This is a genomic window from Methylophilales bacterium MBRSF5 (genome assembly GCA_001044335.1).
In the GTDB taxonomy this organism is placed as follows: domain Bacteria; phylum Pseudomonadota; class Gammaproteobacteria; order Burkholderiales; family Methylophilaceae; genus BACL14.
Window position 1 is genome coordinate 979246 of sequence record CP011001.1, and the last position, 26818, is coordinate 1006063.

Genomic DNA, 26818 nt, shown 5'->3' on the forward strand with positions numbered 1-26818 from the left:
TATCTTAGTATTTCATTATTTTTTTTCTCATGATTATTCAATAAGAAATACGGACTCACTTTATTATCTTTCTCATATCACAATTGCAATAATTGCTTATGGTCTTTTAGCTTACTCAGCTGTTTTTTCAATTTTTATTTTATTTTTAGAAAATAATCTTCATAAAAAAAAGATCTCTTCACTGTTTTCAACTGACAATTCTTTATTAAGTATGGAACAGTTTCTTTTTACTATGATAGGAATAGGTTTTTTACTCTTATCGATTACAATCTTTACAGGAATTTTCTTCTCGCAGGAAATTTTTAACAGTCCTTTTGTTTTTAACCATAAGACTTTATTCGGAATATTTTCATGGGTTTTCTATGGCTATATTATCTATCAAAGACAAATAAATGGTTTAAGAGGAAGGAAAGCGATAAAACTATCTTTGTTTGCCTTTATCCTTTTAGTGCTTTCTTACTTCGGCAGCAAATTTGTTTTTGAATATCTCATTAGTTAATCATCCAAAGAAATTATAGGCCAATTATTTTCTTTAGCCTTTGTCTCTAAAATAGGGTCGGGATTAACGCATACAGGATTTGATACAGAATTTAACAAAGGAAGGTCATTCTGGGAATCTGAATAAAAATAAGTTTGCATAAAGCTGTCAAACGAATATTCATGCTCTTGTAACCATGCTTTTAATCTAGTAATTTTTCCCTCTTGAAATGAAGGCGTCCCGGAAACATGACCAGTAAAATTACCATCAACCTCTTCTGGATCAGTGCCTATTAAAATATCTACATCAAAAAGTGAAGCAATTGGTTTTGTAATGAATGAATTTGTGGCAGTAATGATAATACACAGATCATTATTTTTTTGATGGGACTTCACCAAATCCAGGGACTTTTTAGTTACCAGAGGCTTGATAACCTCAGCTACATATTGTTCACGAAGCTGATTCAATTGATCTCTTTTTATCAAAGTAAACGGACGAAATTGAAATTCGCAAAATTTATAAATATCAAGACACCCATCTTTATAATCTTGATAAAAAATTTCATTTTGTTTTTCATGCTCCTTGCTATCCAAAAGTCCATGTTTGATAAGAAATTTTGACCAGTTATAATCAGAATCACCTCTGAGCAAGGTGTTATCTAAATCAAATAAAGCTAAATTCAAAATTAAACCTGAGGATGGGCTCTCTCGAGCTTAGATAATATTTTATTCGCTGCATTAATGTAGGCTTTAGCTGACGCAATAACAATGTCAGTATCTGATCCTTGGCCATTCACAACACGCCCACCCTTCGCTAGCCTAACTGTAACCTCACCCTGAGCATCAGTACCAGTTGTAATATTACTAACAGAATACAGTAGTAGTTCAGAATCTGACTTAACAATTTTTTCAATGGCTTTAAAAGTAGCATCAACCATGCCGCTTCCTTCGGAATCTTCAGAAAGCTCTTCACCATCCCTGTCAATTGTAATTTGGGCAGTTGGTTTCTTATTAATCTCCGCTGTCGCTTTCAAGGATATTAATTTAAAAATCTCTGCAGTATCTGCAGAATACTCATCACTTATTAATGCATGAATATCTTCATCAAAAATCTCTGATTTCTTATCCGCTAAATTTTTAAATTTTTCAAATGCCGCATTTAAAAGATCATCCGAATCCAGATCAATACCAAGTGTTTCTAAACGGTTCTTGAAGGCATTTCTACCAGAAAGCTTACCTAATGAAATTTTATTAGCACCCCATCCCACATCTTCAGCCTTCATAATTTCATAGGTTTCCCTATGCTTTAAAACACCATCTTGATGAATTCCAGACTCATGGGCAAAGGCATTTGCTCCAACAATCGCCTTATTAGGCTGAACAGCATATCCTGTAATTGTTGACACCAGCCTAGATGTTGGCACAATAAATTCAGTATTAATATTGGTTTGTAAATTAAAAATATCTTGTCTAGTTTTCACTGTCATCACAACTTCTTCTAAGCTGGCATTTCCAGCCCTTTCACCAAGGCCATTGATTGTACATTCAACTTGTCTAGCGCCATTTAAAACGGCTGATAATGAATTTGCAACCGCCATACCAAGATCATTATGACAATGAGTAGACCATATGACTGATTTTGAATTAGGCACCTTATCAATCAGCTGTTTAATTCGATCACCCCACTGAAAGGGAATTGAATATCCTACTGTATCAGGGACGTTAATTGTTTTAGCACCAGCCTGTATAACCGCATCAAAAACCTCAACCAAGAATGGTATCTCAGATCGAACAGCATCTTCAGCAGAAAATTCTACGTCATCAGTATACTCAAGGGCCCATTTTACAGCCTCAACCGCTCTATTTAAAACTTGATCAGGGGTCATTCTTAATTTATTTTCCATGTGAATCGGACTTGTCGCAATAAATGTATGAATTCTTCCTGAAGCAGCACTCTGAATAGCATGTCCTGCTTTTTTAATATCGTTTTTTACTGCCCGAGCGAGTGAACAAACAGTAGATTTCTGAATTTTTTTTGCAACCGCCTCAATGGCCTTAAAGTCTCCAGGGCTCGCTGCCGCAAAACCTGCCTCAATGACATTAACTCCAAGCTTTTCCAACTGTAGTGCAATTCGAACCTTCTCTTCTTGAGTCATGGAAGCACCCGGGCTTTGCTCCCCATCTCTTAACGTGGTGTCAAATATTATTAAATTATCTGTCATTTTTTCTTTCTATTATTTTTTTTTTGAATTGTGAAATTTTCTCTAAAAACATTTAGATACCCTGATAATAAATAACCAAAAATAATTATAAAAATAATTTCAGCAGGACTATGTGAAAGAAGTGAAAAAGCCATCACAATCAATAAAATGGATACCGAAGGAACACTATTTCTTAAATTTACATCTTTACCGCTGTAATACTTAATATCTGTAACCATCGATAATGCTGCAATCAAAATCATAACCAGTGCAAACCACTGCATTTGAAAAAAATTTAAAAAAATATCATTGCCACTTATCCCGTTGTCAATGCAAACCCAAATAAATGCAGCGACCAAAGCTGCTGCCGCAGGAGAAGGAAATCCAAAGAAATATTTTTTTTCAAGCACATCTAATTTTGTGTTAAATCTAGCCAATCTGAATGCTGCACATGCGCAGTAGATAAAAGCTCCAATCCATCCAATCTTACCTAATGGCTTAAGGGCCCAAACATACATAACAAGTGCAGGAGCCACACCAAAAGATACCATATCCGACAAGCTATCATACTCGGCACCAAACTTGCTTTCTGTGTTGGTGAGTCTTGCCACTCTCCCATCAAGGCCATCCATGACCAACGCAAAAAAGATAGCCAATGCAGCAAATTCAAATTTTCCATTCATCGCATTTAAAATTGAAAAAAAACCAAAAAATAATGCTGCTGTTGTAAATAAGTTTGGAAGTAAATAAAATTCGCTTTGTTTTTTTACTGATTTATTCATCACATAATTTTATCCTAGATCATTCCTTTTTTCATCGTATTTAGAGAGGATTGCTCATATAATAGGCTTTTAAAAAAAAATTACTATGCTATTCAAAATCGAATCAACCGACTCAAAAGCTCGTGCAACCAAAATAACTTTAAATCACGGAACGCTTGATACTCCAATATTTATGCCAGTTGGAACTTATGGGGCTGTTAAAGGCATAACACCTTCGATGCTTGAGGAAATTGATTTTCAGATCATTCTAGGGAATACATACCATCTCTGGTTGAGACCAGGTATGGATATTGTTGAATATCACAATGGATTACACGATTTCATTAATTGGCAAAGGCCAATTTTGACTGATAGCGGTGGCTTTCAGGTCTGGAGTTTAGGCAAGTTAAGATCGTTGAATGAAGATGGCGTGGTATTTAAATCTCCAATAAACGGTGATTCTTGTTTCTTGAGCCCTGAAATTTCAATGGAAATTCAGACAAAACTCAACTCAGATATTGCAATGGTATTTGATGAATGCACAAATTATCCAGCTTCCAAAGAGGAGGCTAAATCATCCATGGAGTTAAGTTTGCGATGGGCAAAAAGATCTAAAGATTCTTTTAAATGCAACAATGCTCTATTTGGAATTGTTCAAGGGGGAATGTATAAACATTTAAGGATTGACTCGATAAATCAATTACAAGAATTAGATTTTGATGGGTATGCCATTGGAGGTTTATCTGTAGGAGAGCCAAAAGACGAGATGCTGAAAGTCATCACAGATTTATCTGATCACATGCCTAACAATAAACCTAGATATTTAATGGGAGTCGGTACACCAGAGGATATTCTTAACGCAGTTGAACAAGGAGTCGATATGTTTGATTGCGTCATGCCAACAAGGAATGCACGAAACGGATGGCTATTTACTCAGTTTGGAGATATTAAAATAAAAAATAGTCAGTATAGGAACGACCTAAAACCATTAGATGAACATTGTGGGTGTTATACCTGTAAAAATTTTTCACGGTCCTACCTCCATCATTTATTTAGGATTGGAGAAATGCTGGGCTCAACATTAAATACAATTCACAATCTATATTTTTATAATAAATTTATGGCGGATGCGCGTAAAGCAATTATTAATCAAAAATTTAAAGAATATAAGAGTGATTTTTTTTCTAAGAGAGGGACATCTCACAAATAGACTTTAATAAGGGTAATTATGCTAAAATTCATCTTCATTTTTTTAATTTGAGGTTCTAATGATTTCACTAGCTTACGCAAACAGCGCACCTGCTCCAGGTGGTCTAATGAGTTTTGTTCCGTTCATCATTATCTTTATTTTGTTTTATTTTATGCTGATTCGTCCACAGATGAGGCAAGCGAAAGAGCATAAAAAATTATTATCAGAACTAAAAAAGGGAGATGAAATCATGCTTGCATCTGGAATCCTAGGAAAGATCGAAAAAGTCTCTGACAATTTTGTAATATTAGAAATATCCGATAATACTCAAATTAAGGTTCAAAAAAATTCAGTGCAAGCGGTCTTAAACAAGGGAACTATTAAGTCTATTTAAGTCGATAAATCTATGAATCAGTTTTCTCGTTGGAAAAATACCTTAATTCTTTTAACAGTTGTCTTTGCTGTATTTTACGCGCTGCCCAATTTCTTTGGCGAGGCTCCTGCAGTACAAATTATGCCGATTAAATCGGGTGAAAAAATGGACCCCATTATTGCATCACAGTCCGAAAAAATACTCGAAGAAAATAATATTCCTTATAACGGAGTTGCCCTGACTGAGAATTACATAAAAATTAAACTCACCAATAACGAAGATCAACTAACGTCGAAAGGTTTGCTTGAAGACAAATTAGGTCCTAATTTTGTGGTGGCATTGAATTTACTTCCTAATTCACCCAAATGGCTTGAAAGTATTGGGGGTCAACCCATGTATTTAGGTCTTGATTTAAGAGGTGGTGTGCATTTTCTAATGCAAGTTGATTTAAGTAATATTGAAGCAAAAGAGTCCTCTGGAAGGATTAATGAAATCAGAACATTATTAAGAGAAAATAAGATTAGATATGATCAGATTTCTGTCGAAGACGGTTCAATATTAGTTCAGCTTACCAATGAAGACGATTTGAAAAAATCAAAAAGTCTTCTGAAGCAGGATGATTCAAGTTTTGAATTTTCTAAAAGAATAAATCTGGGTGGATCTATCGGCAAAGAAAAGATCAAAGAAATTACAGATAATGGAGCCTTTGTTCTTGCTATTGAGGGCTCGCAAGCAAATAAAGAAGAGATGACAAAATTTGCTATCAAGCAGAATTTAGAAACATTAAATAATAGAATTAATGAGTTAGGTGTTGCCGAACCAATTATTCAACAACAAGGTGAGAATCGGATTGTTGTCCAATTACCTGGTGTGCAAGATACTGCTAAGGCAAAAGATATTATTGGTCGAACTGCGCTGCTTGAAATGAGGTTGGTTGATGATGAAGCTAGTCCGGCGGATATTGATGATGCCATTGACGGCAATATTCCTTTCGGTAGAGATTTATTTTATGACCGCAATCAAAACCCCTTGCTCCTCAAGAAAGATGTGATTTTAACTGGTGAAAATATCAATAACGCAGGGCCTGGAGTGGATAATCAAACTGGGCAATCAATTGTTTCATTGAATTTGGATAGTAAGGGTGCAAATATATTCAAAAAAATTACCCGGGATAATGTTGGTAAAAGAATTGCTATTTTATTAATTGAAAAAGATATAACAGAAATAATCACTGCACCAGTGATCAAAAGTGAGATTGGTGGCGGTAGAGTCCAAATTACTGGGATGAAAAATGCACAAGAAGCTACGGATGTTTCGTTATTGTTGAGAGCTGGCTCGCTAGCAGCGCCGATGGAGATCATTGAAGAAAGAACTGTTGGTCCGAGCATGGGTAAAGAAAACATTCAAAGAGGTATTCAATCGACTTTTTGGGGCTTCATTGCAGTAATTATATTAATTTCAATTTATTACATGTTGTTTGGTCTATTCTCATCGATCGCCCTGAGTATCAATTTAGTTCTACTTGTCGCACTTTTATCTACGATACAAGCAACATTAACTTTACCCGGTCTTGCGGCGATGGCACTTACAGTTGGTATGGCTATTGATTCAAATGTTCTAATTAATGAACGTATTAGAGATGAAATAAGAAATGGTAATACTCCGCAAGCAAGTATTCACTTGGGTTATGAGAAAGCTTGGGGAACAATATTAGATTCTAATATCACAACTCTGATTGCGGGTATAGCGCTATTTATGTTTGGGACTGGGCCTATTAAAGGTTTTGCTGTCGTCCATGTTTTAGGCATTCTTACATCTATGTTTTCAGCCATCTTGGTCTCAAGAGCCTTAGTTAACTTCTTCTATGGCTCAAAAAGAAAAATTGATAAGCTAAATATTGGTGAAATTTATAAGGTTAATAACTAATGGAAATATTTCGCGTAAAAAATGATATTCCTTTCTTAAGATATCGAAAGATTGCGGCGTTCATCTCAATCATTACTTTTATTTTGGCATTTTTTTTCTTATTCCAAAAGGGCTTAAATTACGGTGTAGATTTTACTGGTGGGACGATCATTGAAATATCCTATGAAGAAAAAGCTAATGTTGATGAGATTAGAGAGCAGCTAACAAAAATAAACTTAAATGAAATTCAGGTTCAAAATTTTGGCACCGATAAAGACGTTCTAATCAGAATGCCTTTAAATGAAGCTATTACAATCGCTGAACTATCTGAGTTGGTTAATCAAGAGCTAACCAAACTGAATATTCCATTTGAAATTAAGAGAGTCGAATCGGTTGGAGGTCAAGTTGGTGAGGAGCTTTTTGAAAATGGAGCATTGGCTATTCTATTTGTCTGTTTGGGAATCATCTTGTATTTATCATTAAGGTTTGAATGGAGATTTGCCTTAGCTGCAGTTGTTGCCAACATGCACGACGTAATCATTATTTTAGGTTTTTTTGCTTTTTTTCAATGGGAATTCAATCTTACAGTTTTAGCCGCAGTCCTTGCTGTGCTTGGCTATTCTGTGAATGAGTCTGTTGTTGTTTTTGATAGGGTTAGAGAAAACTTTAAGAAAATGAGAAGGTCGAGTGTCATTGATGTAATGAATAATGCAATTACACGTACCATGTCACGAACCATCATGACCCATTTATCTACACAAACAGTGGTTATTTCGATGTTAATTTTTGGTGGTGAAATCCTTCATAATTTTTCTCTTGCCCTAACAATCGGAATTTTATTTGGAATTTATTCATCCATTATGGTTGGCTGTCCTATGGCCTTATGGCTTGGAACCAATCAATCCAACCTAGCTGGCTCAACCCCGCAAAAAAAAGAAGAAATGGAATCTACTCCATAAATTGAAAAGTGATTGACTTACCAATAACTTATCAAATTACTATTTTATTCTGCCTACTTTTTATCTCGGGTTTTTTTTCAATTGCAGAGACAAGTTTGATGGGTATTAATAAACACAGACTCCAGTATCTAGAAAAAAAGGGTGTAAAATCGGCTCGTTTGGCTAATAAATTAATTAAACAAACTGACAAGCTTTTGAGTGTGATTTTAATATGTAACAATTTCTCCAATGCTGCAGCCGCCTCAATGGTTACGGTTATATCAATTCAGCTATTTAATTCAGATGAGGAAATTTTATTGGCCTCAACTTTAATAGTAACTTTTTTAATTGTTATTTTTAGTGAAATTACCCCAAAAGTTATTGCGGCTGCATATAGTGAGAAATTGGCCTTGGCATGTAGCTTTGTACTATATCCTCTTCTTAAAGTTCTTTATCCGATAGTCTTATTTATTAACTTTTTTGTATTATCAATTCTAAAAGTCTTCAATATAAAGCTGAATTTTAATGAAAAAAATTTGATTACTATGGATGAGCTAAAATCTGTGATCTCATCTTCAAGCAAGGGCATTACAAACAAAAATCAATCTATGCTCATTAATTTAATTGATCTAGAGAATGATAGTGTTGACGATCTAATGATTCCGCATACCAATGTTGAATTCATCAATATAAATCAAGAAGTTGATGAGATATTTAAAAAATTAAAAACTTATCACCATGAGTTTATATTAGTCCGAAGTAATGATAGTCAACAAATAACCGGATTATTAAATATCAGAAAATTAATAAAATTCATTGATGATCAGGATGGCATTACAATTGATAAGATTAGGGATACCATAGAGCCAGCAGAATTTGTTGCAAGTGGAACTTCTTTGCATAAACAAATTCAAAATTTTCAAGAAAATAAATATAAGATTGCTGTCGTTGTTAATGAATATGGCGACTTTATGGGGATAATTACTCTTGAAGATATTCTTGAGGAAATTACTGGTGAATTTAGTTTAAACCTGCCTTCAGATGATGCAAAGATTATTAATGAAAATGATGGATGGATTATTGAAGGAGGATGTAACTTAAAAAAAATCAATAAAATTACTAAATTGAATTTGTCATCACAAAAAGCAAAAACAATTAACGGATATATCTTAGAATATTTTGAAGATATCCCAGAAACCAATACAAGCTTTAAAATTGATGGCATTACTTTTGAAATTATTAATGCGCAAGATAAATATATAAAAACTCTTAAGGTTTTTAAATAAAATTGTTATGGCTCAAGAAGATCACAAGATATTAGTTGAACCCAAAAAAAAGGTTAAACCAAATCTTCCCAAGATGTTCAAAGTTTTAGTTCTTAATGATGATTTTACTCCCATGGAATTTGTGGTTGACGTCATTACGAAAGTTTTCACAAAAACAGAGGATGAGGCAACAAGAATTATGTTGAAAATTCATACAGAGGGGATGGCAATATGTGGAATTTACCCATATGAAATCGCAGAAACCAAGATGAACCAGGTGTTAAAGTTAGCAAAAGAAGCTCAACACCCCTTGCAAAGTATTATAGAAAAGATATGATTAAATTATGATTTCACAAGAATTAGAAGTAAGTTTACACATGGCGTTTATGGATGCACGCCAAAAAAGACACGAGCTTATTACTGTAGAGCATCTATTAGTCGCTATGCTTGATAATCCATCTGCTCAAGAAGTATTAAAAGCTTGTGGAGCAAATTTTGACTCCCTGAAGAAAGACCTTCTTAACCATATTGAAGAGCATACCCCTATTGTCAATGGAGAAAATGAGGTTGATACACAGCCTACCCTAGGTTTTCAAAGGGTCATCCAAAGAGCTATGTTGCATGTGCAATCGTCTGGTAAGAAAGAGGTAACAGGGGCAAATGTTCTGGTTGCAATATTTGGTGAGAAAGATTCGCATGCGGTTTACTTTCTTCATCAACAAGGAATTGCAAGATTAGACGTTGTCAATTTTATCGCGCATGGAATTGAAAAAGAATTAGATAAAGAAAACGAAGCTGATGAGGTTGATGAAAATATTGATCAAAAAACTCAAAACAAAGAATCTGATCTTGAATCTTATGCGCTAAACCTTAATAAAGTTGTTCTTGATGGAAAAATTGACCCAGTTATTGGAAGAGAAAATGAAATTGAAAGAGTGGCTCAAATCTTATGTAGAAGAAGAAAAAACAATCCACTTCTAGTTGGTGATGCAGGTGTTGGCAAGACAGCCATAGCTGAAGGTCTTGCAAAAAAAATTGTTGATGGTGATATACCTGAAGTACTTAAAGACACCGTGATATATTCTTTAGATCTTGGCGCCCTTATTGCTGGTACAAAATATCGTGGTGATTTTGAACAGCGTCTAAAAAATGTCTTGAGACAACTTACAAAAAAACCTAATGCCATACTATTTATTGATGAGATCCACACCATCATTGGGGCAGGATCTGCTAGCGGTGGTACATTAGATGCATCAAATCTCCTTAAACCTGCTCTAGCTAAAGGGGAATTGAGATGTATTGGTGCAACAACTTTTAATGAATATAGAACTGTTTTTGAAAAAGATCATGCATTATCCAGACGTTTTCAAAAAATTGATGTCGATGAACCATCGATCCCAGTTTCTATAGAAATACTTAAAGGTTTAAAAAAATCATTTGAAAGTCATCACAAAATTAAGTTTTTAAACAACGCTTTGATTTCAGCGGTTGAATTATCAGCTAAATATATTACCGATAGAAAACTACCTGACAAAGCGATTGATATTATTGATGAAGCTGGGGCATTACAAAAAATACTCCCAAAAACTAAACAAAAGAAAACTATTTCTTCGAAAGAAATTGAGGAAGTGATTTCAAAAATTGCGAAGATTCCATCAAAAAATATCAATCAAGACGATCTAAGCATGTTAAGAAACTTAGAGAGAGATCTGAAAGCTATAATTTTTGGTCAAGATGAAGCCATTAATAAACTATCAACAGCAATAAAAATGGCTCGCAGTGGTTTACTGTCAGACAATAAACCGATTGGTAGTTTTATGTTTAGTGGGCCAACTGGGGTTGGTAAAACTGAAGTCGCTAAGCAGCTGGCGTATACATTAGGTATTGAATTAATTCGTATTGATATGAGTGAATTCATGGAGAGACATGCCGTATCAAAATTAATTGGTGCTCCCCCTGGATACGTTGGATTTGATCAAGGTGGTACTCTTACAGAGTCAATCAATAAAAATCCATATGCGGTTTTATTACTTGATGAGATTGAGAAAGCACACCCTGATGTTCATAACATACTTCTTCAAATCATGGACAATGGCTTCCTCACCGATAGCAATGGAAGGAAAATTGACTTTAGGAATGTTACTTTAATTATGACCACAAACGTTGGCGCTGAGTCATTATCAAAATCCTCATTAGGATTTATTGCAGATGATCAAACTGTTTTTGACGAGAAAAAAGAAATTAATAAAGCCTTCTCTCCAGAGTTTAGAAATCGTATTGATGCTATTGTTTCTTTTGCCCCACTTGAGAATGAGACTATTCTTAAAGTTGTAGATAAATTTTTAATCCAACTTGAGAATCAGCTACATGACAAAAAAGTTGAAGTGACTTTTTCAGATAATTTAAAAAATTATTTAGCCAAAAATGGTTTCGATATCAAAATGGGTGCTAGACCTATGTCAAGATTAATTCAAGACACTATTAGAAAAGCTCTTGCTGACGAATTACTATTTGGAAAATTAGTTAACGGGGGCGATGTTCATATTGATATTGATGAAAATGAAAATATCAAGCTACAGATTGAGTCGAAACAATTGACATCATCTAAGAAATCTTTGACTTCATCATAATATGTTCAAATTCATTGGATGATAACATTCGATTAAACCATTGATAAATCTTTTTAAGTCCCACGTCTTTAAATCTCTGTACGTCGACATTAATAAATTGCCTAATGAATGGGAAGATTGCATAGTCAACCATGAGAGGGCTGTCATCTAATAGATATTCATTTGATTCCAAAAGTAAATCAAGCTCTGATACAAAATCTAGACACTTTTTAAATGCGTCCACTTTTTTTCTGTCATCACTTGAATATTTATAGCTATCTAAATTTTTTTTAAAACTAGTGTCATTTGTATTTATCAGAGATAAACTACTTTTTTTCTTATCCTGAGGAAGGTATTTATCCATAATACCCTGCTGTGAAAACGCCCATATCATTATATCGAGACTCTCATCTATTATTTGATTTTCTCCTAAAATTAGAACTGGGACCGTTCCTTTGGGACTTACTTTTAGCATATGTTCAGGTTTATCCCTTAAAGAAATTTCGTATACACTAAATTCAATCCTGGCAAGATATAGTGACAAGCGTGCACGCATCGCGTATGGGCACCTTCTATAAGAATACATGAAGGGTAAGTCACTCCTATGATAACTTTTGACGAATTTCATTTACTAAAGATGGTCCTTGATAAATGAGACCGGTATATATTTGAACTAAATCAGCTCCCATTCTAATTCTTTTTAATGCATCATCAGCAGTCATAATTCCTCCAACACTAATAATTAAGAGTTTATTTTTAGATATTTTTTTAACTGTTGATAACATTTGTTCTGATTTTGTTTTTAAAGGTGCTCCTGATACACCCCCAGGAAGATGCTGATAGGGCTTAGATATTTTTGACTTATCAATTGTAGTATTAGTGACGATAACACCATCAATGTTATTAGCAATTAGTAAGTCAATGATTGGTTTAATTTTTGATTCATCAATATCTGGTGATAGTTTTAAAAAAATGGGTACCGACTTATTCAATTTTTTTTGCAACTTATTTTTTTCTATCATTAAGCTTTTTATAAATATTTTTAAATCCGAGAGATTATGAAGATCCCTTAAGTTTTTGGTATTAGGAGAAGATATATTCACCGTTAAATAATCTGCACATATGTATGCTTCTCTCATACATGCTATATAGTCATTTATGGAGTCCTCATATGGAGTCAAGGCATTTTTTCCAATATTTATGCCAATAACAAGATTTACTTTGGATTTTTTAATATTATCAATAAACTTATAAATACCAACATTATTAAAACCAAAAGAATTAATAAGAGCTTCACTTTTGGGATCTCTAAAAATCCTAGGTTTTTTATTACCAGGTTGTGGTTTGGGGGTCACAGTACCTATTTCCAAAAAACCAAATCCAAGATTTTCAAATATTTGCATATGCTCTGCATTTTTATCGAAACCAGCAGCCAAACCTACCCTATTTTTGAAATTTAATCCCTTGATAAAAAATGGCTTTTCATTTTTTATATCTTTTACTTTCAAAAGTGAAATAAAATTAACGAACTTCAAGATTTTCAAAATGAAGTGATGAGAAAATTCAGGGGGTAACAGAAATATTACTGATCGGAAGAAGCGATATAACATAACAACATTCTATCTTTAAAGTAATCTAAAATAAACTTATGAAATTAGTATTAAATAAAAAATCCTTCGTTAAAAATTATTGGGGCAAAAAACATTTTTTTCTTCCTGGTGGAATAAAAAATTTTAATGATAACTTTGTTGATTTGGATGATTTAAATTTACCATCAACGAAAGCTTTAGGGAGGAAACTGTTTATTCAAGATGGAAGAAAATACATTAATTTCACTAATGTGAAAAAAAAAATAAATGTAAATACTCCAAAAAGTAAGCTTTTTTATAAAACAAACCATATCCATCAGCTTTCCTTTGAAATAAAAAACTTATTTGATTTTATCCCACAATATTTGATTGATGATGTCATGATTTCTTTATCTAATAGAAAAGGATCGGTTGGAAAGCATAAGGATAATTACAGTGTTTTTTTGATTCAGGGCAAGGGAATTAAGAACTGGAAAATTTATGAAAATAAAAAAGTATTTTCATATACTGTCAAAGAAGGTGACGTTCTATATGTTCCGCCAGGGATTGATCATTATGGGATCAGTCAATCTGAAATATGCAACACCTACTCGGTTGGATTTAGATCCCCTGACTCTTTAAATTTAAAAGAAATTTTTAATGACTATATGTTCAATCTATTAGATCAAACATCAACAATCTTTTTTCAAAATAAAACATTTTCCAAACAAAAGGCATTAATTCCAAATGATATTAAAGATTTTTTTATTCGCCACTTGGACTGTAGACCAATAATTCTAGATGAATTTATAGGTATTTACCTTTCAAGCGTTGATGAAGAGTTATTTAAAACAAAAGTTATAAGCTTAAAAAAATTTAAAGAGCAATTAAAAAAAATGCCTATTTTTTTAAATCAAAGGACAAGGGCTTTATTTTTTGGTAAAAATTTTTATATGAATGGAATTAAAATTGATATTGAAACTGAATCAATGGAAGAAATTAGAAAATTTTTCAATGAGTCAACTATAATGGCTAATAACTTAGATAATAAATCTATTTTACTTTTATATAAACTATATAAAAAAGAATATATTGTATTTAAAAGAAAATTTGTTATTTAATTTCAGACCAATTAAATATATTTTCTTGGCTTATAAACTCACATTGAAATTCATTAAAGTACTCTTTAACTGTATTCTTAATAATCTCTTTTTGATTATTTAATTTACTCAAGTGACAAAATACAATTTTTTTTAATCTTTCTTTATTTATTTTAGAAATTAATTCAAATGTTAAATCATTGTTTGCATGACCTAATTTGCCATAAATCCTATTCTTTAAACTTATAGGATAGGAGGATTGCATTAGCAAGTTTGCATCATGATTTGCCTCCAGAACCAAGTAATTTAAATTAGAATAAGACTTAATAATTTTAGGAGTTAATGATCCAAAATCTGTAATTATTCCAATTCTTAACGAGTCTTTTTTAAAAATGTAATGGCATGGTTCGCGTGCATCATGAGGAACAGGAACGACTTCGATCTGAAGATCATTTTCTTGTAATGTATCGCCAGGGTTTATTACATTAACCTTATCAACAATTCCAATTTTTTTTGCTGTGCCATAAGAACAACTTATTTGAATATTCTCTTTCTTGATAATCATCTTAATTGCTCTCATGTGATCTTCATGTTCATGAGTGATTAAAATATGGTCAATATCTGAAAAAGTGAGATTTAGGGCTGATAATCTATTTTCTGTTTCTTTGTAATTGAAACCACAATCCACCATAACGATTGTTTTGTTAGTTTTAACTAAAAAAGAATTGCCTTCGCTACCACTTCCCAAAGATGCAAATAAGAACATTATTTTTATGTTTTTAGATAATCATAAAGAATATTGATGATAGATTGAGCAGTTTTTGTTTTATTTAATGACTCGTTAGGGTAGTCGATATAGACTTTTGCGCCATCATCAATCTCAACAATGCGCACTCTGAATCTTTTCTCCCCTTCCGGAACATTTTCTTCATCATCGTCACCCCAGTTTGCGAAGAAAGGAAATTTTTCTTCCCACGTCTTTTCAGACCATTTTTTATCAGATTTCTCTGGCGAAGCATCGTCCTGATCTTCCCCTTCAATTTCTTTTCTGTACATCTCTTGACCATCAGGATCTTCCTCTTTCGAGCTATCGTTGTCTTGCCAAAAAGCCAACTTACTAATTAATCCTTTCTTCTTTTTTGGACTCTTTCCATCCTCGTCGATTTCTAAGTTTGAGTATTTAATGTAAAAAATCCCATCAGAACGGTTTTTGTCTTCAACTAAAAAACCGACCATATCAATGGCCAAGCTTAATCTTCTCCACGCTCTGCTGTAATTATCGTTTAATTTAATATACCTATAATCATCCTGATTAATCAACTCAGCATTTTTGATTTCAACGGCAGTATCCAGTGACTCTCTCGCGGAAAGATCACTTGTTCCCAATTTAACCATAAGACGTCGTAGAAGTTCATACTGAATTTCTAAGTCGTCTTCTTTAAAATTACTAACCATAATCTCTTTTTTATCATCTTCCCCAGATTTGTATTCAGGAAGAACATATACAGTGTCTGGATTTACCGTATTGTTGTAGTGATTCGCTTTTCTTTCGTAATGTTCATCAAGTCCTTTAAGCACTGATCTTTGTGACAAATACACTTCTGTTGTTCCGTCTTCAACACCATCCTCAATCCTAGTCCTAAATTTTCGTCTTGTACCTGTATTAGCTAAGGCATCCAACCAGGCATCAAATCTTCCCAATGTGCCTTCATCTTTCTTTAGATCTGACTCTGCTATCCATTTCGTTTCAATGATTCCTGTTCGTTTGGATGATGAAACATCAAAACCCATCTCTTCCCAGAAATTTTCAACGACTGGCCACACTTCTTTTTGTCTGGCAGGAATAACCAACCATCGCATTGACCCTGATTTAACAACTTTAATTTTATCTTTTTCATTGTCGATTAGATTAGCCAGATTTTTTTCATTGTCTTTATTCTGATACTGTTTTAACGAGGTTGGCTGACCGTTGATTGTATATTGGTTAGAAGAGTTAACATCATCAAGATCGGGAGGTATTTCCAATTTTTTTGCTTTTTTTGAACTAACATAATCTGGTTGGGTTACTTTATCAATGATTGGTATCTCATCAATACTTGAGCAACCGATAAGGAAAATTGATATTAAAATTGCAAGGATTAATTTATACATATTTTTCAAATAGTTTATGATATTCTGGGTTCAGTGAAATTAGAGGCAGTCTGATACCAGGCTTAATCAACCCCATCTTATTTAAGAGATACTTTACAGGTATTGGATTGGACTCAACAAATAATATGTCATGAAGCTCTCCTATTTTCTGATTAATATTGATAGCCTCTTCAAATTGACCCAATGCATTTAACTGACAAATCGAACTCATTTCTTGTGGTTTAATATTTGCTGTTACAGATATGACTCCATGGCCACCTAGCTTTAAAAATTCACATGCAGTGGCATCATCACCACTGTAAAATAAAAAGCTATCAGCTACCTTGTTTTTTAAATTTTCAATTCGGCTTAAATCTCCCGTTGCGTCCTTAATTCCTATGATATTTTTTAATTTAGATAACTCAACCACTGTTTCATTTTCAATGTCTGAACAAGTTCTTGATGGAACATTGTATAAAATCTGAGGAATATCCACCTCATCGTTAATTTTTTTAAAATGACGATACAAGCCCTCTTGAGGAGGCTTATTGTAATACGGCGACACAATCAGAGCAGCATCAGCACCTAAGTCCTTTGCTGACTTTGTTAAAAAAATTGCCTCTTCAGTTGAATTCGCTCCAGTTCCAGCAATAACCGGCAACCTTTTTGATGTATATTCAATAGTCTCTTTAATTAGATTAGTATGTTCCTCAAATGTAATTGTTGGGGACTCTCCAGAGGTGCCAACGATAACAATTCCATTAGAATTATTTTCGCAATGAAAATCAATTAATTTTTTTAATGATTCATAATCAATTGAACCATCTTCAAACATTGGTGTAACTATTGCAACAAAACTGCCTTTTAACATGTCGTAAACTGGTAACTTAAGTAATAAATAACATTTTACTTGATTTAAGGTATGATCAACATAAATTTTAATATATTCAAAAGTTATAATTAAATTAGTTTATATTCTTTTTAATTATATTGATTTTGAGATATATTTTCGATAGCTTTTTAAAATTAAATAATATAATTAAATAAATGACTGAATATTTTCTAATCATCATTAGCGTTGTCTTTGTTAACAATATTGTCTTAACGAAAATTTTGGGACTTTGTCCATTCATGGGAGTCTCAAAAAAACTTGATACATCGATCAGTATGTCAGCTGCAACAGCCTTTGTTTTAACCATTGGCTCTATAACCAGCTGGTTAATAAATTATTTTCTGCTTGTTCCCTACAATTTAGAGTACTTAAGAACAATTTCCTTTATTGTCGTCATTGCTGCAGTGGTTCAATTTACTGAAATGGTAATGGAAAAGAACTATCCTTATTTATATAGAGTTCTAGGAATCTTTCTGCCTCTAATAACAACAAACTGCGCTGTTCTTGGGATCCCCTTGTTAAATGCACAATTGAGTTATAATTTATTAGAAGCTGCAATTTTTGGACTTGGCGGGGCTCTAGGTTTTTCTTTTGTTCTTATACTATTTGCCTCATTACGGGAAAAATTTGAAGGTGCTAATATACCAAATGCAATGAAAGGGAGTGCGATCGCTATGCTGACCGCAGGCTTAATGAGTCTATCTTTCATGGGTTTTATAGGACTCGATAGATTATGATTGCAGCGATTCTGATCATTCTTTCAATCACAGCATTAATAGGTCTTATCCTTGGTTATGCATCAATCAAATTAAAAACTGATGGTGACCCCATAATAGATAGAATTGATAAAATATTACCTCAAACTCAATGTGGACAATGTGGGTATCCTGGATGTAAGCCATACGCCACGGCCATTGCTAATGGTGAAGCGGACATTAATCAATGTCCACCAGGTGGTGATGATGGCGTGCAAAAGTTAGCCGATTTACTAGGGGTAGAATATAAACCCCTTAATGCCGAACATGGGGAAACTAAACCGAAATCGATAGCAATTATTGATGAGTCAACCTGCATAGGTTGTACTTTATGCATCCAAGCTTGTCCTGTTGATGCAATCATTGGAGCAGCTAAACAAATGCATACAATTGTTGAAAAAGAATGCACAGGTTGTGAGTTATGTTTACCACCATGCCCTGTTGACTGTATTGACATGGTTGAATTACCTGAAACAACTGATAATTGGAAGTGGAAATATCCAATACACTCTATTAGACAACAGAATTAATTTATGGAAATTACTGATAAAATTTTTAAATTTTTTGGAGGTATCAAGCCAAATGGGCATAAAGCGATATCTACAATCAATCCAATCAAAAGATTACCCATACCAAAAAAACTGATTATTCCTGTCAGACAACATGTTGGCAAAGTGCCAAATATAAAAGTTTCTGTTGGAGATAAGGTTTTGAAGGGTCAAATTTTAGCTGAGCCCATCGCTAATATTTCAGCAGCAACTCACTCCTCCTCATCAGGCACGGTAGTTGCTATTGAATCTAATAAAATACCACATCCATCAGGACTGCCTGATCTTTGCATCACCATTGAAACTGATGGTAAAGATGAATGGATCAAAAGAAATAGAATTGATCCCTCCAACCTCTCTTCAGAGGCCTTATATGAAACAATGAAGTCTTCTGGTATTGTTGGGTTAGGTGGTGCAACCTTTCCAACACACATAAAATTAAATTCTAACAAGATCAAAACTCTTATAGTAAATGCCGCAGAATGTGAGCCATATATCACATGTGATGATATGGCGATGCAAGAAAAAACCAAAGAGTTTATCGAAGGAATTCAGATTACAATGGATATCCTCAAAATACCTCATGCCATCATTGGTATCGAAGATAACAAACCCAAAGCCATTGAAAAATTAAAAACCGTCTTAAATAAGTCAAAAAATATATCAATCAAGGTAGTTCCTACAGTTTACCCAAGCGGAGATGAAAAAAGACTCATTTATTTAATGCTTGGATTACAAATCTCAAAAGAAAAAAGGCCAGTAGATTTTGGTATCCAGGTTTTTAATGTAGCTACTTTAATATCCATAGGGAGGTTTTTTTATCATAGCGAACCAGTGATCAGTAGAGTTGTTACGGTGACTGGGGCGCTAAAACGACCTAATAACTATGAAGCCTTAATAGGGACTCCTATTCAAGAATTGATCAAGGATGCTGGAGGAAAATCAGATCAAGAAATTATTATGGGTGGGCCTATGATGGGCTTTAAACTTCCTCATACTAACGTCAGTGTGACTAAGGCGATGAATTGTTTATTAGCCATCACTGATGAAATGAAGTCTAAAGATACTTTTGAAATGCCTTGCATCAGATGTACAAAATGTGTTGAGGTATGTCCTGCTCAACTTCAGCCACAAGAATTATATTGGCACGCGAAATCAAATCAATTTGAAAAGTTGACAGAAGATTATAAATTATTTGATTGTATCGAATGCGGTTGCTGCTCCTATGTTTGTCCAAGCAATATCCCATTAGTACAATATTATCGTTATGCGAAAAGTGAAATTCGAGATCAACTAAAATCTTCAGAGGTGGCTGACATTGCTAGAGAAAGAAATGAATTCAGATTATATCGTCTCGAACGGGAGAAAAAAGAACGTGCTGAGCGCAACGCCCAAAGACGAGCCCAAACAAGCGACAGTGACAAAAAAAAATTAATTGAAGAAAAAAAAGCAGCTATTGCAGAAGCAATGAAACGTATAGAGGAAAAAGAAAAATAATGGTAATGATTGATTCACCTGCGATAAAAGAAAGATCAACTGTGAGCACAGTAATGTTTACAGTAATACTTGGTCTTTTGCCAGCACTCTTCTTGCAAATTGGTTTTTTTGGTTATCAAATATTAGGTAATTTATTTGTTGGTATTGGATTTGCTTTATTCCTAGAGGCTGTTTGTTTGAAACTAAGAAATTACCCCATTCGCCCATTTATACTTGATGGTTCAGCTTTTGTAACAGCTTGGTTACTTATAATATCTGTTCCAGCAAACATTCCTATTTGGACTTTACTGATTGGAATCTTTTTCTCAATTGTTGTGGCAAAACATGCCTATGGTGGTATAGGATCTAATCCGTTCAATCCCGCAATGATTGGCTATGCTGTCCTATTAATTTCTTTCCCTAAGATTATGACTAATTGGCCAATATCTGATGGTTTTGATATTAGAAACTTTATCCAATTTTCACAGTTTATCTCTATTGAAAATATTAATGAAGCATATGATGCAATTGTTAGCGCGACCCCTCTTGATCAAATTAAAACCTCTTTATTTTTAGGAAAAGAAGTTAATGCTTTAGGTATTTCATTATCAACATTATCTTCTTACCAGATGATTGCAATATTATATTTTCTTGGTGGTCTATTTTTAGTCTATAAAAAAGTTATCACGTGGCATTTACCTTTATCGCTTATTCTTAGTATCTATATTTTTTCTGGCTTACTTCATCTGTACGATCAAAACACATACATGTCTCCACTATTTCATTTATTAAATGGAGCAACTTTTCTTGCTGCATTCTTCATCATCACAGATCCTGTATCAAGCCCAACAACTTTAAAAGGTAAAATTATTTTTGGAATTTTAATAGGTCTGATAACAGTCATTATCAGAAACTATGGAGGTTATCCTGATGGTATCGCTTTCGCTGTAATTTTTATGAATATCTGTGTTCCCCTGATTGAAAAGTTTACTCAACCTAAAGTATTTGGCTATGAATGAATACAAAATTATTCTTAAAACCATAAGCATCATTTCATTACTGGGTTTGGTATTCGCAGTCAGCCTGAGCATTACCTTTGAAAAAAGTAATCCTTTAATAGAACAAAATAAAATTGAATTTAAAACAAAGTTACTCAATGAGATCTTAGATGGCTTAGATTACGACAATGACCTTATTGATTCTTATATAAGTATCAAGCCGAATGAGCTATTAAAAAATAAAACAGAAACAAATGCCTATTTAGCAAAAAAAAATAATATCCTTCAGGCTGTTTTAATTGAATCCATTGCACCAGATGGATACAGTGGTGATATTACTATATTGACTGCAATCAACAGTAATGATGAAATTATTGGATCAAGAATAATTGATCATAAAGAAACACCTGGTCTTGGAGATTACATCGATCAAAAGAAATCAACATGGATTTTTAATTTTAATGGCATGAGCTTGAGCAACAGAGCTGATCTTGATTGGAGGGTTAAGAAAGATCAAGGTACCTTCGATTACAAAGCAGGAGCTACGATAACACCTCGTGCGGTAATAAAATCAGTTAAGAATACTTTAATTTTTTATAAAGAAAATAGAGAGCTGTTTAATGATTAGGGAACAATTACAGGACGGTTTATGGAAACAGAATGCAGGCTTGGTTCAGCTCCTTGGGCTGTGCCCAACTCTTGCAGTGACAGTAAATATCACAAATGGTGTTGCACTTGGTGTTGCAACAATTTTTGTAATGATGTTATCTAACATCTCAATTTCTCCAATACGAAACTATGTACCTGAATCAGCCCGTGTACCCATATTTATTCTGGTCATAGCAGGCTTAGTTACAATTGTTGATCTAAGTATAAATGCATTATCAAAACCCCTGTATGATGCTTTAGGAATCTTTATTCCACTAATTGTTACTAATTGTATTGTACTAGCTCGAGTTGAAGCATTTGCATCAAAAAACTCAACCCTCCCCTCCCTTTATGATGGATTTTTTATGGGGCTCGGTTTAACCTTTGTTCTAATTATTTTGGGAGCAGTTCGTGAAATAGTAGGTAATGGAACATTATTCCAAAATTTACATTTTTTAATTGGTGATAAATATGAATTTTTAACTATTCAGCTTTTTGATAGTTCGGATGGTTTTCTTTTAGCTGCGCTTCCTCCTGGAGCTTTTATTGCCCTATCTGCTTTAATTTTATTTCTTAATTTGGTAAATCAAAATAGATAAGCTCAAATGAATTATGAAAAAAGGTGGGATATTTTTGATGCATTAAAAAATCATATCAAAGAACCGAAAACAGAGCTTGTTTACAAAAATACTTTTGAGCTTCTTATTGCAGTTATACTTTCAGCCCAAACCACAGATATCCAAGTCAATCGTGTTACAGCAAAACTTTTTAAAATTGCTCCTGATCCACTCAAGTTGTCTAAGCTTTCACTTGATAAAATTGAATCATTGATTAATTCTATTGGTTTATATAAAAATAAAGCTAAAAATATTCAGCTTACAAGCTCAAAACTAATAACCGAATATAATGGTGAGGTTCCTCAGTCCAGAAAAGAGCTTGAAAGCCTCCCTGGAGTGGGAAGAAAAACAGCTAATGTTGTTTTAAATACTGTATTTGATCAACCAGTAATTGCAGTCGATACTCATATTTTTAGGTTAGCAAATCGTATTAATTTAGCTAAAGGAAAAACACCTTTAGAGGTGGAAAAAAAACTGACAAGACTCACACCAACTGAATTCCTTATTGACGCTCATCACTTACTAATATTACATGGTCGATACGTGTGTAAAGCCCAAAATCCAGATTGTTCTAATTGTTGTATTTATGATTTTTGTGAATACAAAAAAAAATTAATCAAAACTTGATTCTGCTCTACTATCAAGTTGAAGCATGACAGACTTTCTCTCATCATCAGACATATCAAACCAATTAACTATCTCGTCACACGTTCTATAACATCCGACACAAAGGCCATCAGCATTATAAGAACAAATTCCAATGCAAGGGGTAATGATTTCTTTATTCATTAACTCAACACACCATGACAATGTTTATATTTTTTACCACTGCCGCAGGGACAGCTCTCATTCCTACCAATTTTTCTTTGCTGATTAGTCTGATTATCTTGATTTTGTGAATCCATGCTCGCTTTATCTACTTCTTGTTGATTTTTTTGGTCTATTTTTTTGGTTTGCTCTTCTGTTTTTACTTCAACCAGCATCACAACCTTTGCAATTTCATTTTTTATATTAGATAAAAGAACCTCAAACATATTAAAAGCTTCACGTTTAAATTCTTGTTTTGGGTCTTTACCGCCATAAGCGCGCATACTTACCCCTTGTCGTAAGTGATCCAAGGCGGTTAAATGAGATCGCCAGTGGTGGTCAATAATCTGCAGCATGATTGACTTCTCAAAATGGCGAACAGACTCTTTCCCGGCAATAGTCTCTTTTTTAAAGTAATCACTTTGCGCTTGTTCAACAATTTTGTTGGCGATTATTTCAATCTCAATATTAGGTTCTTTATCAAGCCATTTCTTTATATTGATACTTAAGTTGTATTCAAGCTGAAGTCGATTTTCCAAGCCAGAGATATCCCACATTTCCTCAACACTATCCAATGGAATATATTCATAGACGATATTTGATATCGATTCATGAAGGATATTTTTGATCATCACTTCAGATTCGTCAGAATTTAAAACATCATTGCGTTGTTCATATATTACTTTTCTCTGACTGTTGGGCACCTCATCGAACTCAAGCAGTTGCTTACGAATTTCAAAGTTTCTTCCCTCAACTTTTTTCTGAGCACTCTCAATTGATCTAGTTACCCAGCTATGTTCAATAGGTTCATTATCTGGCATATTCAATTTTTGCATGATGCTTGAAATACGATCTGATGCAAAAATTCTCATTAATGAGTCTTCCAAGGATAAATAGAAACAGCTTGATCCAGGATCACCTTGCCTTCCTGAACGCCCCCTTAATTGATTATCAATTCTTCTGGATTCATGACGTTCAGTCCCTATGATGTGAAGGCCACCGGCAGCCAAAACCACTTCATGATCTTTTTTCCATTCATCTTTTAAGGCTTTAATTTTTTTTGTCACCGCTTCTGTCTTTTTTGACTCGTTTGACAGACGTTCAATTTCAGGGTCTATATTTCCACCTAGAACTATATCTGTACCTCTACCAGCCATATTAGTAGCAATTGTAATCATCCCTGGTTTTCCGGCCTGCTCAATAATATGAGCTTCTTTTTCATGTTGTTTGGCATTAAGAACCTGGTGTTTCAATTTATGTTTATTTAATATTTTGCTAATAAACTCTGAACTCTCAATTGATGTTGTGCCGATAAGTATCGGTTGTGACTTTTTGTTTCTGTCTAAGATATCATTGATTACCGCCTTATATCTTTCATCAGAGGTTCGGTAAATTTTATCCATTAAATCGGCTCTAGTAATTTGCCGATGTGGAGGGATGACTAATGTTTCCAAATTATAAATATGTTTAAATTCTTCAGCTTCCGTTTCCGCAGTTCCTGTCATTCCGGATATCTTGTTATAGAGGCGGAAGTAATTTTGAAATGTAATGCCTGCAAGAGTTTTTGATTCTCTTTGAATTTTAACCTTCTCCTTTGCTTCGATAGCCTGATGAAGCCCATCTGACCATCTTCGACCAGGCATCATACGACCGGTAAATTCATCGATAATTACAACTGCCCCATCTTTAACTACATAGTCTTTATCCTTGATAAATAAATTATGTGCTTTTAAAGCTGATTGGACATAATGCAATAAACTTATATTTTCAGGATCATATAAATTTGAATTTTTCTCCAAGACCCCAAGCTTAGTTAACACTTCTTCAACATTATTGTGTCCACTTTCAGATAAGATAACTCCAGTCGTTTTTTCATCAATCCAATAGTCTCCATCACCATCTTCTTTATCTTGTCTTTTTAAGCTTGGAACAATTTTGTCAAGTTTTCCGTAAAGATTGACATCAACATCTGATTGACCTGAGATAACTAATGGCGTTCTTGCCTCATCAATCAATATGGAATCCACTTCATCAATTAAAGCGAAATTTAGTCCTCTTTGAACTTTTTGATCTTGTGAGTAAACCATATTATCTCTCAAATAATCAAAACCAAATTCATTATTGGTTCCATAGGTGATATCTGCAGCGTAGGCTTTTAATTTCTCCTCAGTTGGTAACTGTGCTTGGTTGATGCCTACAGTTAAACCTAAAAACTCATAAACCTTCCCCATCCACTCGGCATCACGTCTTGCGAGATAATCGTTTACTGTAATAACGTGTACTCCATTTTCTGTAAGTGCGTTTAAGTAAGCTGGCAAAGTAGCAACTAAAGTTTTTCCCTCGCCTGTTTTCATTTCAGCAACCTTACCATTATGGAGCGCAATTCCGCCAATCATTTGCTCATCAAAATGTCTTAGCCCCAAAGTTCTCACACTAGCCTCACGCACCAGCGCAAATGCCTCTATCATTAAATTGTCTGAAAAACCATCTTTCTTATATAGCTCCTTTAACTCACTTGTTTTTTTAATGAAGTCTTTATCTTTTAATTTTTGTATGTCAGTTTCTAATTCATTAATCTTATTAACAATTGATGAATATTTTTTTAATAATCTTTGATTGCTGTTACCAATTACAGCATTGATAAGTTTCTTTAACATGATTTATTTTTTCTTTAGATATTTTCTCGGATCTAGAGATCTGCCATTAAGCCTTATTTCATAATGCAGATGAGGCCCAGTCGATCTTCCAGTGTTACCAACTAATGCAATGACTTGGTCTTTGTTAACTAAGTCGCCTTTTTTCACTAATAATTTTGATGCATGGGCATAACGTGTTTCAATTCCGCCTCCATGTTTAATTTTAACGTAATTACCATAATCTGGTGCCTTACCAGCTGCGATTACAATACCTGAGGCAGTAGCCTTAATATCATCTCCTTCCGCAGCAGAGAAATCCAACCCTTCATGAAATGATCGAACTCCAAGCATTGGATCAATCCTCCAACCATAACTTGATGAACGATAGCCAACACTGACTGGATATAAATCTGGCAAAGTATCTTTAATAACACTCTGTTTGAGAAGGATAGACTCTGTTTCGTTAAAAATATCCTCTCTTTTTTGCATTCGATTCATCAAAGTCTGTAACGCAATTTGAACATCCTGTTCTGTCAAATTATTATTTATGAATGGTCCACCTTGATTTTCAAACTCTTTCTCTTTTTTAGGCAATTTAGGTAGTTTTTGTTTGCCTACAATCTGCTTCTTCAAAATACCTTGAAGTCTTTCAGTTTGATTATCTAAGTCAGTGAGGCGAGCGTTCATTTCACCAATTTGCTGGATATATAACTGAAGACTTCTTTGATAACTTACAAAATCTAAATCTAATTTTAAAGTTTCGATTTTCTCTTCAGAACGTTGTGTTGCAATTTTTATGCTTAAGTTATAGACGTAAGCACTTATTGAAGATACGAAGACAATAATAAAAAAAACGAACAAATATATGTTTATAGATACAGGTTTTTTTGTATTATTTTTACTAATAAATAAAATTTTCATAATT

General features: G+C 33.6%; 25 protein-coding genes and 1 pseudogene. 16 read left to right on the forward strand and 10 right to left on the reverse strand.

Annotation, left to right across the window (positions count from 1 at the left end):
* Positions 1-40: 40 nt before the first annotated feature.
* A pseudogene (locus tag UZ34_05310) lies at positions 41-499 on the forward strand (hypothetical protein).
* Here UZ34_05310 and UZ34_05315 read toward each other — a convergent pair.
* Genes UZ34_05315 through UZ34_05325 form a run of 3 tightly spaced genes read right to left on the reverse strand, consistent with a single transcriptional unit; the run spans position 496 to position 3460 of the window.
* Positions 496-1161, reverse strand: a complete 666-nt coding sequence (locus tag UZ34_05315; GenBank protein AKO64779.1) for a phosphoserine phosphatase — start codon at positions 1159-1161, stop codon at positions 496-498. The pseudogene UZ34_05310 and the gene UZ34_05315 overlap by 4 nt on opposite strands.
* A gap of 2 nt (positions 1162-1163) precedes the next feature.
* Positions 1164-2699: a 2-isopropylmalate synthase gene (locus UZ34_05320; GenBank protein ID AKO64780.1), complete on the reverse strand. Its 1536-nt coding sequence runs from the start codon at positions 2697-2699 to the stop codon at positions 1164-1166.
* Positions 2696-3460: a CDP-diacylglycerol--serine O-phosphatidyltransferase gene (locus tag UZ34_05325; GenBank protein ID AKO64781.1), complete on the reverse strand. Its 765-nt coding sequence runs from the start codon at positions 3458-3460 to the stop codon at positions 2696-2698. Before UZ34_05325 ends, UZ34_05320 begins: the two co-directional genes overlap by 4 nt.
* Positions 3461-3545: 85 nt before the next feature.
* Between UZ34_05325 and UZ34_05330 the strand changes: the two genes are divergently transcribed.
* The 7 genes from UZ34_05330 to clpA are packed head-to-tail and all read left to right on the forward strand — an operon-like array spanning position 3546 to position 11739.
* The gene (locus tag UZ34_05330; GenBank protein ID AKO64782.1) at positions 3546-4649 is read left to right on the forward strand and encodes a queuine tRNA-ribosyltransferase; all 1104 of its coding nucleotides are present in this window, start codon (positions 3546-3548) and stop codon (positions 4647-4649) included.
* A 58-nt stretch (positions 4650-4707) separates the two neighbouring features.
* Positions 4708-5022, forward strand: a complete 315-nt coding sequence (locus UZ34_05335; GenBank protein AKO64783.1) for a preprotein translocase subunit YajC — start codon at positions 4708-4710, stop codon at positions 5020-5022.
* 12 nt (positions 5023-5034) lie between these two features.
* Positions 5035-6927, forward strand: coding sequence for a preprotein translocase subunit SecD (locus UZ34_05340; GenBank protein AKO64784.1), 1893 nt, complete (start codon positions 5035-5037; stop codon positions 6925-6927).
* Positions 6927-7865 carry a preprotein translocase subunit SecF gene (locus tag UZ34_05345; protein ID AKO64785.1) on the forward strand — a complete coding sequence of 313 codons (939 nt, stop codon included), beginning with the start codon at positions 6927-6929 and terminating at the stop codon, positions 7863-7865. The genes UZ34_05340 and UZ34_05345 overlap by 1 nt, the downstream gene beginning before the upstream one ends.
* A gap of 8 nt (positions 7866-7873) precedes the next feature.
* Positions 7874-9130 carry a magnesium and cobalt efflux protein CorC gene (locus UZ34_05350; GenBank protein ID AKO64786.1) on the forward strand — a complete coding sequence of 419 codons (1257 nt, stop codon included), beginning with the start codon at positions 7874-7876 and terminating at the stop codon, positions 9128-9130.
* A 28-nt stretch (positions 9131-9158) separates the two neighbouring features.
* Positions 9159-9446: a Clp protease ClpS gene (locus UZ34_05355; GenBank protein AKO65176.1), complete on the forward strand. Its 288-nt coding sequence runs from the start codon at positions 9159-9161 to the stop codon at positions 9444-9446.
* A gap of 7 nt (positions 9447-9453) precedes the next feature.
* Entirely contained in the window at positions 9454-11739 is a 2286-nt protein-coding gene (clpA, locus tag UZ34_05360) for a Clp protease ClpX (protein AKO64787.1), read from the forward strand.
* Here clpA and UZ34_05365 read toward each other — a convergent pair.
* Both UZ34_05365 and UZ34_05370 read right to left on the reverse strand, forming a co-directional pair.
* The gene (locus tag UZ34_05365; GenBank protein AKO65177.1) at positions 11714-12304 is read right to left on the reverse strand and encodes a hypothetical protein; all 591 of its coding nucleotides are present in this window, start codon (positions 12302-12304) and stop codon (positions 11714-11716) included. The two genes, clpA and UZ34_05365, sit on opposite strands and share 26 nt — an antisense overlap.
* 16 nt (positions 12305-12320) lie before the next feature.
* Positions 12321-13328, reverse strand: a complete 1008-nt coding sequence (locus UZ34_05370; GenBank protein ID AKO64788.1) for a hypothetical protein — start codon at positions 13326-13328, stop codon at positions 12321-12323.
* A gap of 38 nt (positions 13329-13366) precedes the next feature.
* Here UZ34_05370 and UZ34_05375 point away from each other — a divergent pair, with 38 nt between their 5' ends.
* Complete coding sequence (locus tag UZ34_05375) at positions 13367-14407, forward strand: hypothetical protein (GenBank protein AKO64789.1); 1041 nt, start codon at positions 13367-13369, stop codon at positions 14405-14407.
* Here the strand turns inward: UZ34_05375 and UZ34_05380 are convergent.
* From UZ34_05380 to UZ34_05390, 3 genes are read right to left on the reverse strand one after another with little or no spacing between them, the layout of a single operon-like run.
* The gene (locus UZ34_05380) at positions 14400-15152 is read right to left on the reverse strand and encodes a hypothetical protein (GenBank protein AKO64790.1); all 753 of its coding nucleotides are present in this window, start codon (positions 15150-15152) and stop codon (positions 14400-14402) included. The two genes, UZ34_05375 and UZ34_05380, sit on opposite strands and share 8 nt — an antisense overlap.
* A gap of 5 nt (positions 15153-15157) precedes the next feature.
* Positions 15158-16537 carry a hypothetical protein gene (locus UZ34_05385; GenBank protein AKO64791.1) on the reverse strand — a complete coding sequence of 460 codons (1380 nt, stop codon included), beginning with the start codon at positions 16535-16537 and terminating at the stop codon, positions 15158-15160.
* Positions 16530-17387: a dihydrodipicolinate synthase gene (locus UZ34_05390; protein AKO64792.1), complete on the reverse strand. Its 858-nt coding sequence runs from the start codon at positions 17385-17387 to the stop codon at positions 16530-16532. The genes UZ34_05385 and UZ34_05390 overlap by 8 nt, the downstream gene beginning before the upstream one ends.
* Positions 17388-17563: 176 nt before the next feature.
* On the opposite strand from UZ34_05390, the gene UZ34_05395 reads away from it, so the two are divergent.
* From UZ34_05395 to UZ34_05425, 7 genes are read left to right on the forward strand one after another with little or no spacing between them, the layout of a single operon-like run.
* A complete protein-coding gene (locus UZ34_05395) occupies positions 17564-18145 on the forward strand; it encodes an electron transporter RsxA (protein ID AKO64793.1) in 582 nt (193 codons plus the stop codon).
* Positions 18142-18693 carry an electron transporter RnfB gene (locus tag UZ34_05400; protein ID AKO64794.1) on the forward strand — a complete coding sequence of 184 codons (552 nt, stop codon included), beginning with the start codon at positions 18142-18144 and terminating at the stop codon, positions 18691-18693. Before UZ34_05395 ends, UZ34_05400 begins: the two co-directional genes overlap by 4 nt.
* A 3-nt stretch (positions 18694-18696) precedes the next feature.
* Positions 18697-20208, forward strand: a complete 1512-nt coding sequence (locus UZ34_05405; GenBank protein ID AKO64795.1) for an electron transporter RnfC — start codon at positions 18697-18699, stop codon at positions 20206-20208.
* Positions 20208-21206 (forward strand): electron transporter RnfD, encoded by a 999-nt coding sequence (locus tag UZ34_05410; protein ID AKO64796.1) that lies wholly within the window; start codon positions 20208-20210, stop codon positions 21204-21206. The genes UZ34_05405 and UZ34_05410 overlap by 1 nt, the downstream gene beginning before the upstream one ends.
* Positions 21199-21813: an electron transporter RnfG gene (locus tag UZ34_05415; GenBank protein ID AKO64797.1), complete on the forward strand. Its 615-nt coding sequence runs from the start codon at positions 21199-21201 to the stop codon at positions 21811-21813. The genes UZ34_05410 and UZ34_05415 overlap by 8 nt, the downstream gene beginning before the upstream one ends.
* Positions 21806-22432: an electron transport complex RsxE subunit gene (locus UZ34_05420; GenBank protein AKO64798.1), complete on the forward strand. Its 627-nt coding sequence runs from the start codon at positions 21806-21808 to the stop codon at positions 22430-22432. The genes UZ34_05415 and UZ34_05420 overlap by 8 nt, the downstream gene beginning before the upstream one ends.
* Before the next feature lie 6 nt (positions 22433-22438).
* On the forward strand, positions 22439-23077 hold the full coding sequence (locus tag UZ34_05425) for a DNA lyase (GenBank protein ID AKO64799.1): 639 nt from the start codon (positions 22439-22441) through the stop codon (positions 23075-23077).
* A 161-nt stretch (positions 23078-23238) separates the two neighbouring features.
* On the opposite strand, the gene secA is transcribed toward UZ34_05425, so the two are convergent.
* Both secA and UZ34_05435 read right to left on the reverse strand, forming a co-directional pair.
* Entirely contained in the window at positions 23239-25914 is a 2676-nt protein-coding gene (secA, locus tag UZ34_05430; protein ID AKO64800.1) for a preprotein translocase subunit SecA, read from the reverse strand.
* 3 nt (positions 25915-25917) lie between these two features.
* A complete protein-coding gene (locus UZ34_05435) occupies positions 25918-26814 on the reverse strand; it encodes a peptidase M23 (GenBank protein ID AKO64801.1) in 897 nt (298 codons plus the stop codon).
* Positions 26815-26818 lie beyond the last annotated feature (4 nt).

Excerpts from the sequence above, each read along its gene's own strand:
- UZ34_05345 (AKO64785.1), top strand. The coding sequence starts at position 6,927 with ATGGAAATATTTCGCGTAAAAAATGATATTCCTTTCTTAAGATATCGA.
- UZ34_05395 (AKO64793.1), top strand. The coding sequence starts at position 17,564 with ATGACTGAATATTTTCTAATCATCATTAGCGTTGTCTTTGTTAACAAT.
- clpA (AKO64787.1), top strand. The coding sequence starts at position 9,454 with ATGATTTCACAAGAATTAGAAGTAAGTTTACACATGGCGTTTATGGAT.
- UZ34_05420 (AKO64798.1), top strand. The coding sequence starts at position 21,806 with ATGATTAGGGAACAATTACAGGACGGTTTATGGAAACAGAATGCAGGC.
- UZ34_05385 (AKO64791.1), bottom strand. The coding sequence starts at position 16,537 with ATGTATAAATTAATCCTTGCAATTTTAATATCAATTTTCCTTATCGGT.
- UZ34_05370 (AKO64788.1), bottom strand. The coding sequence starts at position 13,328 with ATGTTATATCGCTTCTTCCGATCAGTAATATTTCTGTTACCCCCTGAA.
- UZ34_05425 (AKO64799.1), top strand. The coding sequence starts at position 22,439 with ATGAATTATGAAAAAAGGTGGGATATTTTTGATGCATTAAAAAATCAT.
- UZ34_05340 (AKO64784.1), top strand. The coding sequence starts at position 5,035 with ATGAATCAGTTTTCTCGTTGGAAAAATACCTTAATTCTTTTAACAGTT.
- UZ34_05375 (AKO64789.1), top strand. The coding sequence starts at position 13,367 with ATGAAATTAGTATTAAATAAAAAATCCTTCGTTAAAAATTATTGGGGC.
- UZ34_05415 (AKO64797.1), top strand. The coding sequence starts at position 21,199 with ATGAATGAATACAAAATTATTCTTAAAACCATAAGCATCATTTCATTA.
- UZ34_05435 (AKO64801.1), bottom strand. The coding sequence starts at position 26,814 with ATGAAAATTTTATTTATTAGTAAAAATAATACAAAAAAACCTGTATCT.
- UZ34_05405 (AKO64795.1), top strand. The coding sequence starts at position 18,697 with ATGGAAATTACTGATAAAATTTTTAAATTTTTTGGAGGTATCAAGCCA.
- UZ34_05365 (AKO65177.1), bottom strand. The coding sequence starts at position 12,304 with ATGTATTCTTATAGAAGGTGCCCATACGCGATGCGTGCACGCTTGTCA.
- UZ34_05325 (AKO64781.1), bottom strand. The coding sequence starts at position 3,460 with ATGAATAAATCAGTAAAAAAACAAAGCGAATTTTATTTACTTCCAAAC.
- UZ34_05320 (AKO64780.1), bottom strand. The coding sequence starts at position 2,699 with ATGACAGATAATTTAATAATATTTGACACCACGTTAAGAGATGGGGAG.
- UZ34_05380 (AKO64790.1), bottom strand. The coding sequence starts at position 15,152 with ATGTTCTTATTTGCATCTTTGGGAAGTGGTAGCGAAGGCAATTCTTTT.
- UZ34_05400 (AKO64794.1), top strand. The coding sequence starts at position 18,142 with ATGATTGCAGCGATTCTGATCATTCTTTCAATCACAGCATTAATAGGT.
- UZ34_05390 (AKO64792.1), bottom strand. The coding sequence starts at position 17,387 with ATGTTAAAAGGCAGTTTTGTTGCAATAGTTACACCAATGTTTGAAGAT.
- secA (AKO64800.1), bottom strand. The coding sequence starts at position 25,914 with ATGTTAAAGAAACTTATCAATGCTGTAATTGGTAACAGCAATCAAAGA.
- UZ34_05330 (AKO64782.1), top strand. The coding sequence starts at position 3,546 with ATGCTATTCAAAATCGAATCAACCGACTCAAAAGCTCGTGCAACCAAA.
- UZ34_05335 (AKO64783.1), top strand. The coding sequence starts at position 4,708 with ATGATTTCACTAGCTTACGCAAACAGCGCACCTGCTCCAGGTGGTCTA.
- UZ34_05410 (AKO64796.1), top strand. The coding sequence starts at position 20,208 with ATGGTAATGATTGATTCACCTGCGATAAAAGAAAGATCAACTGTGAGC.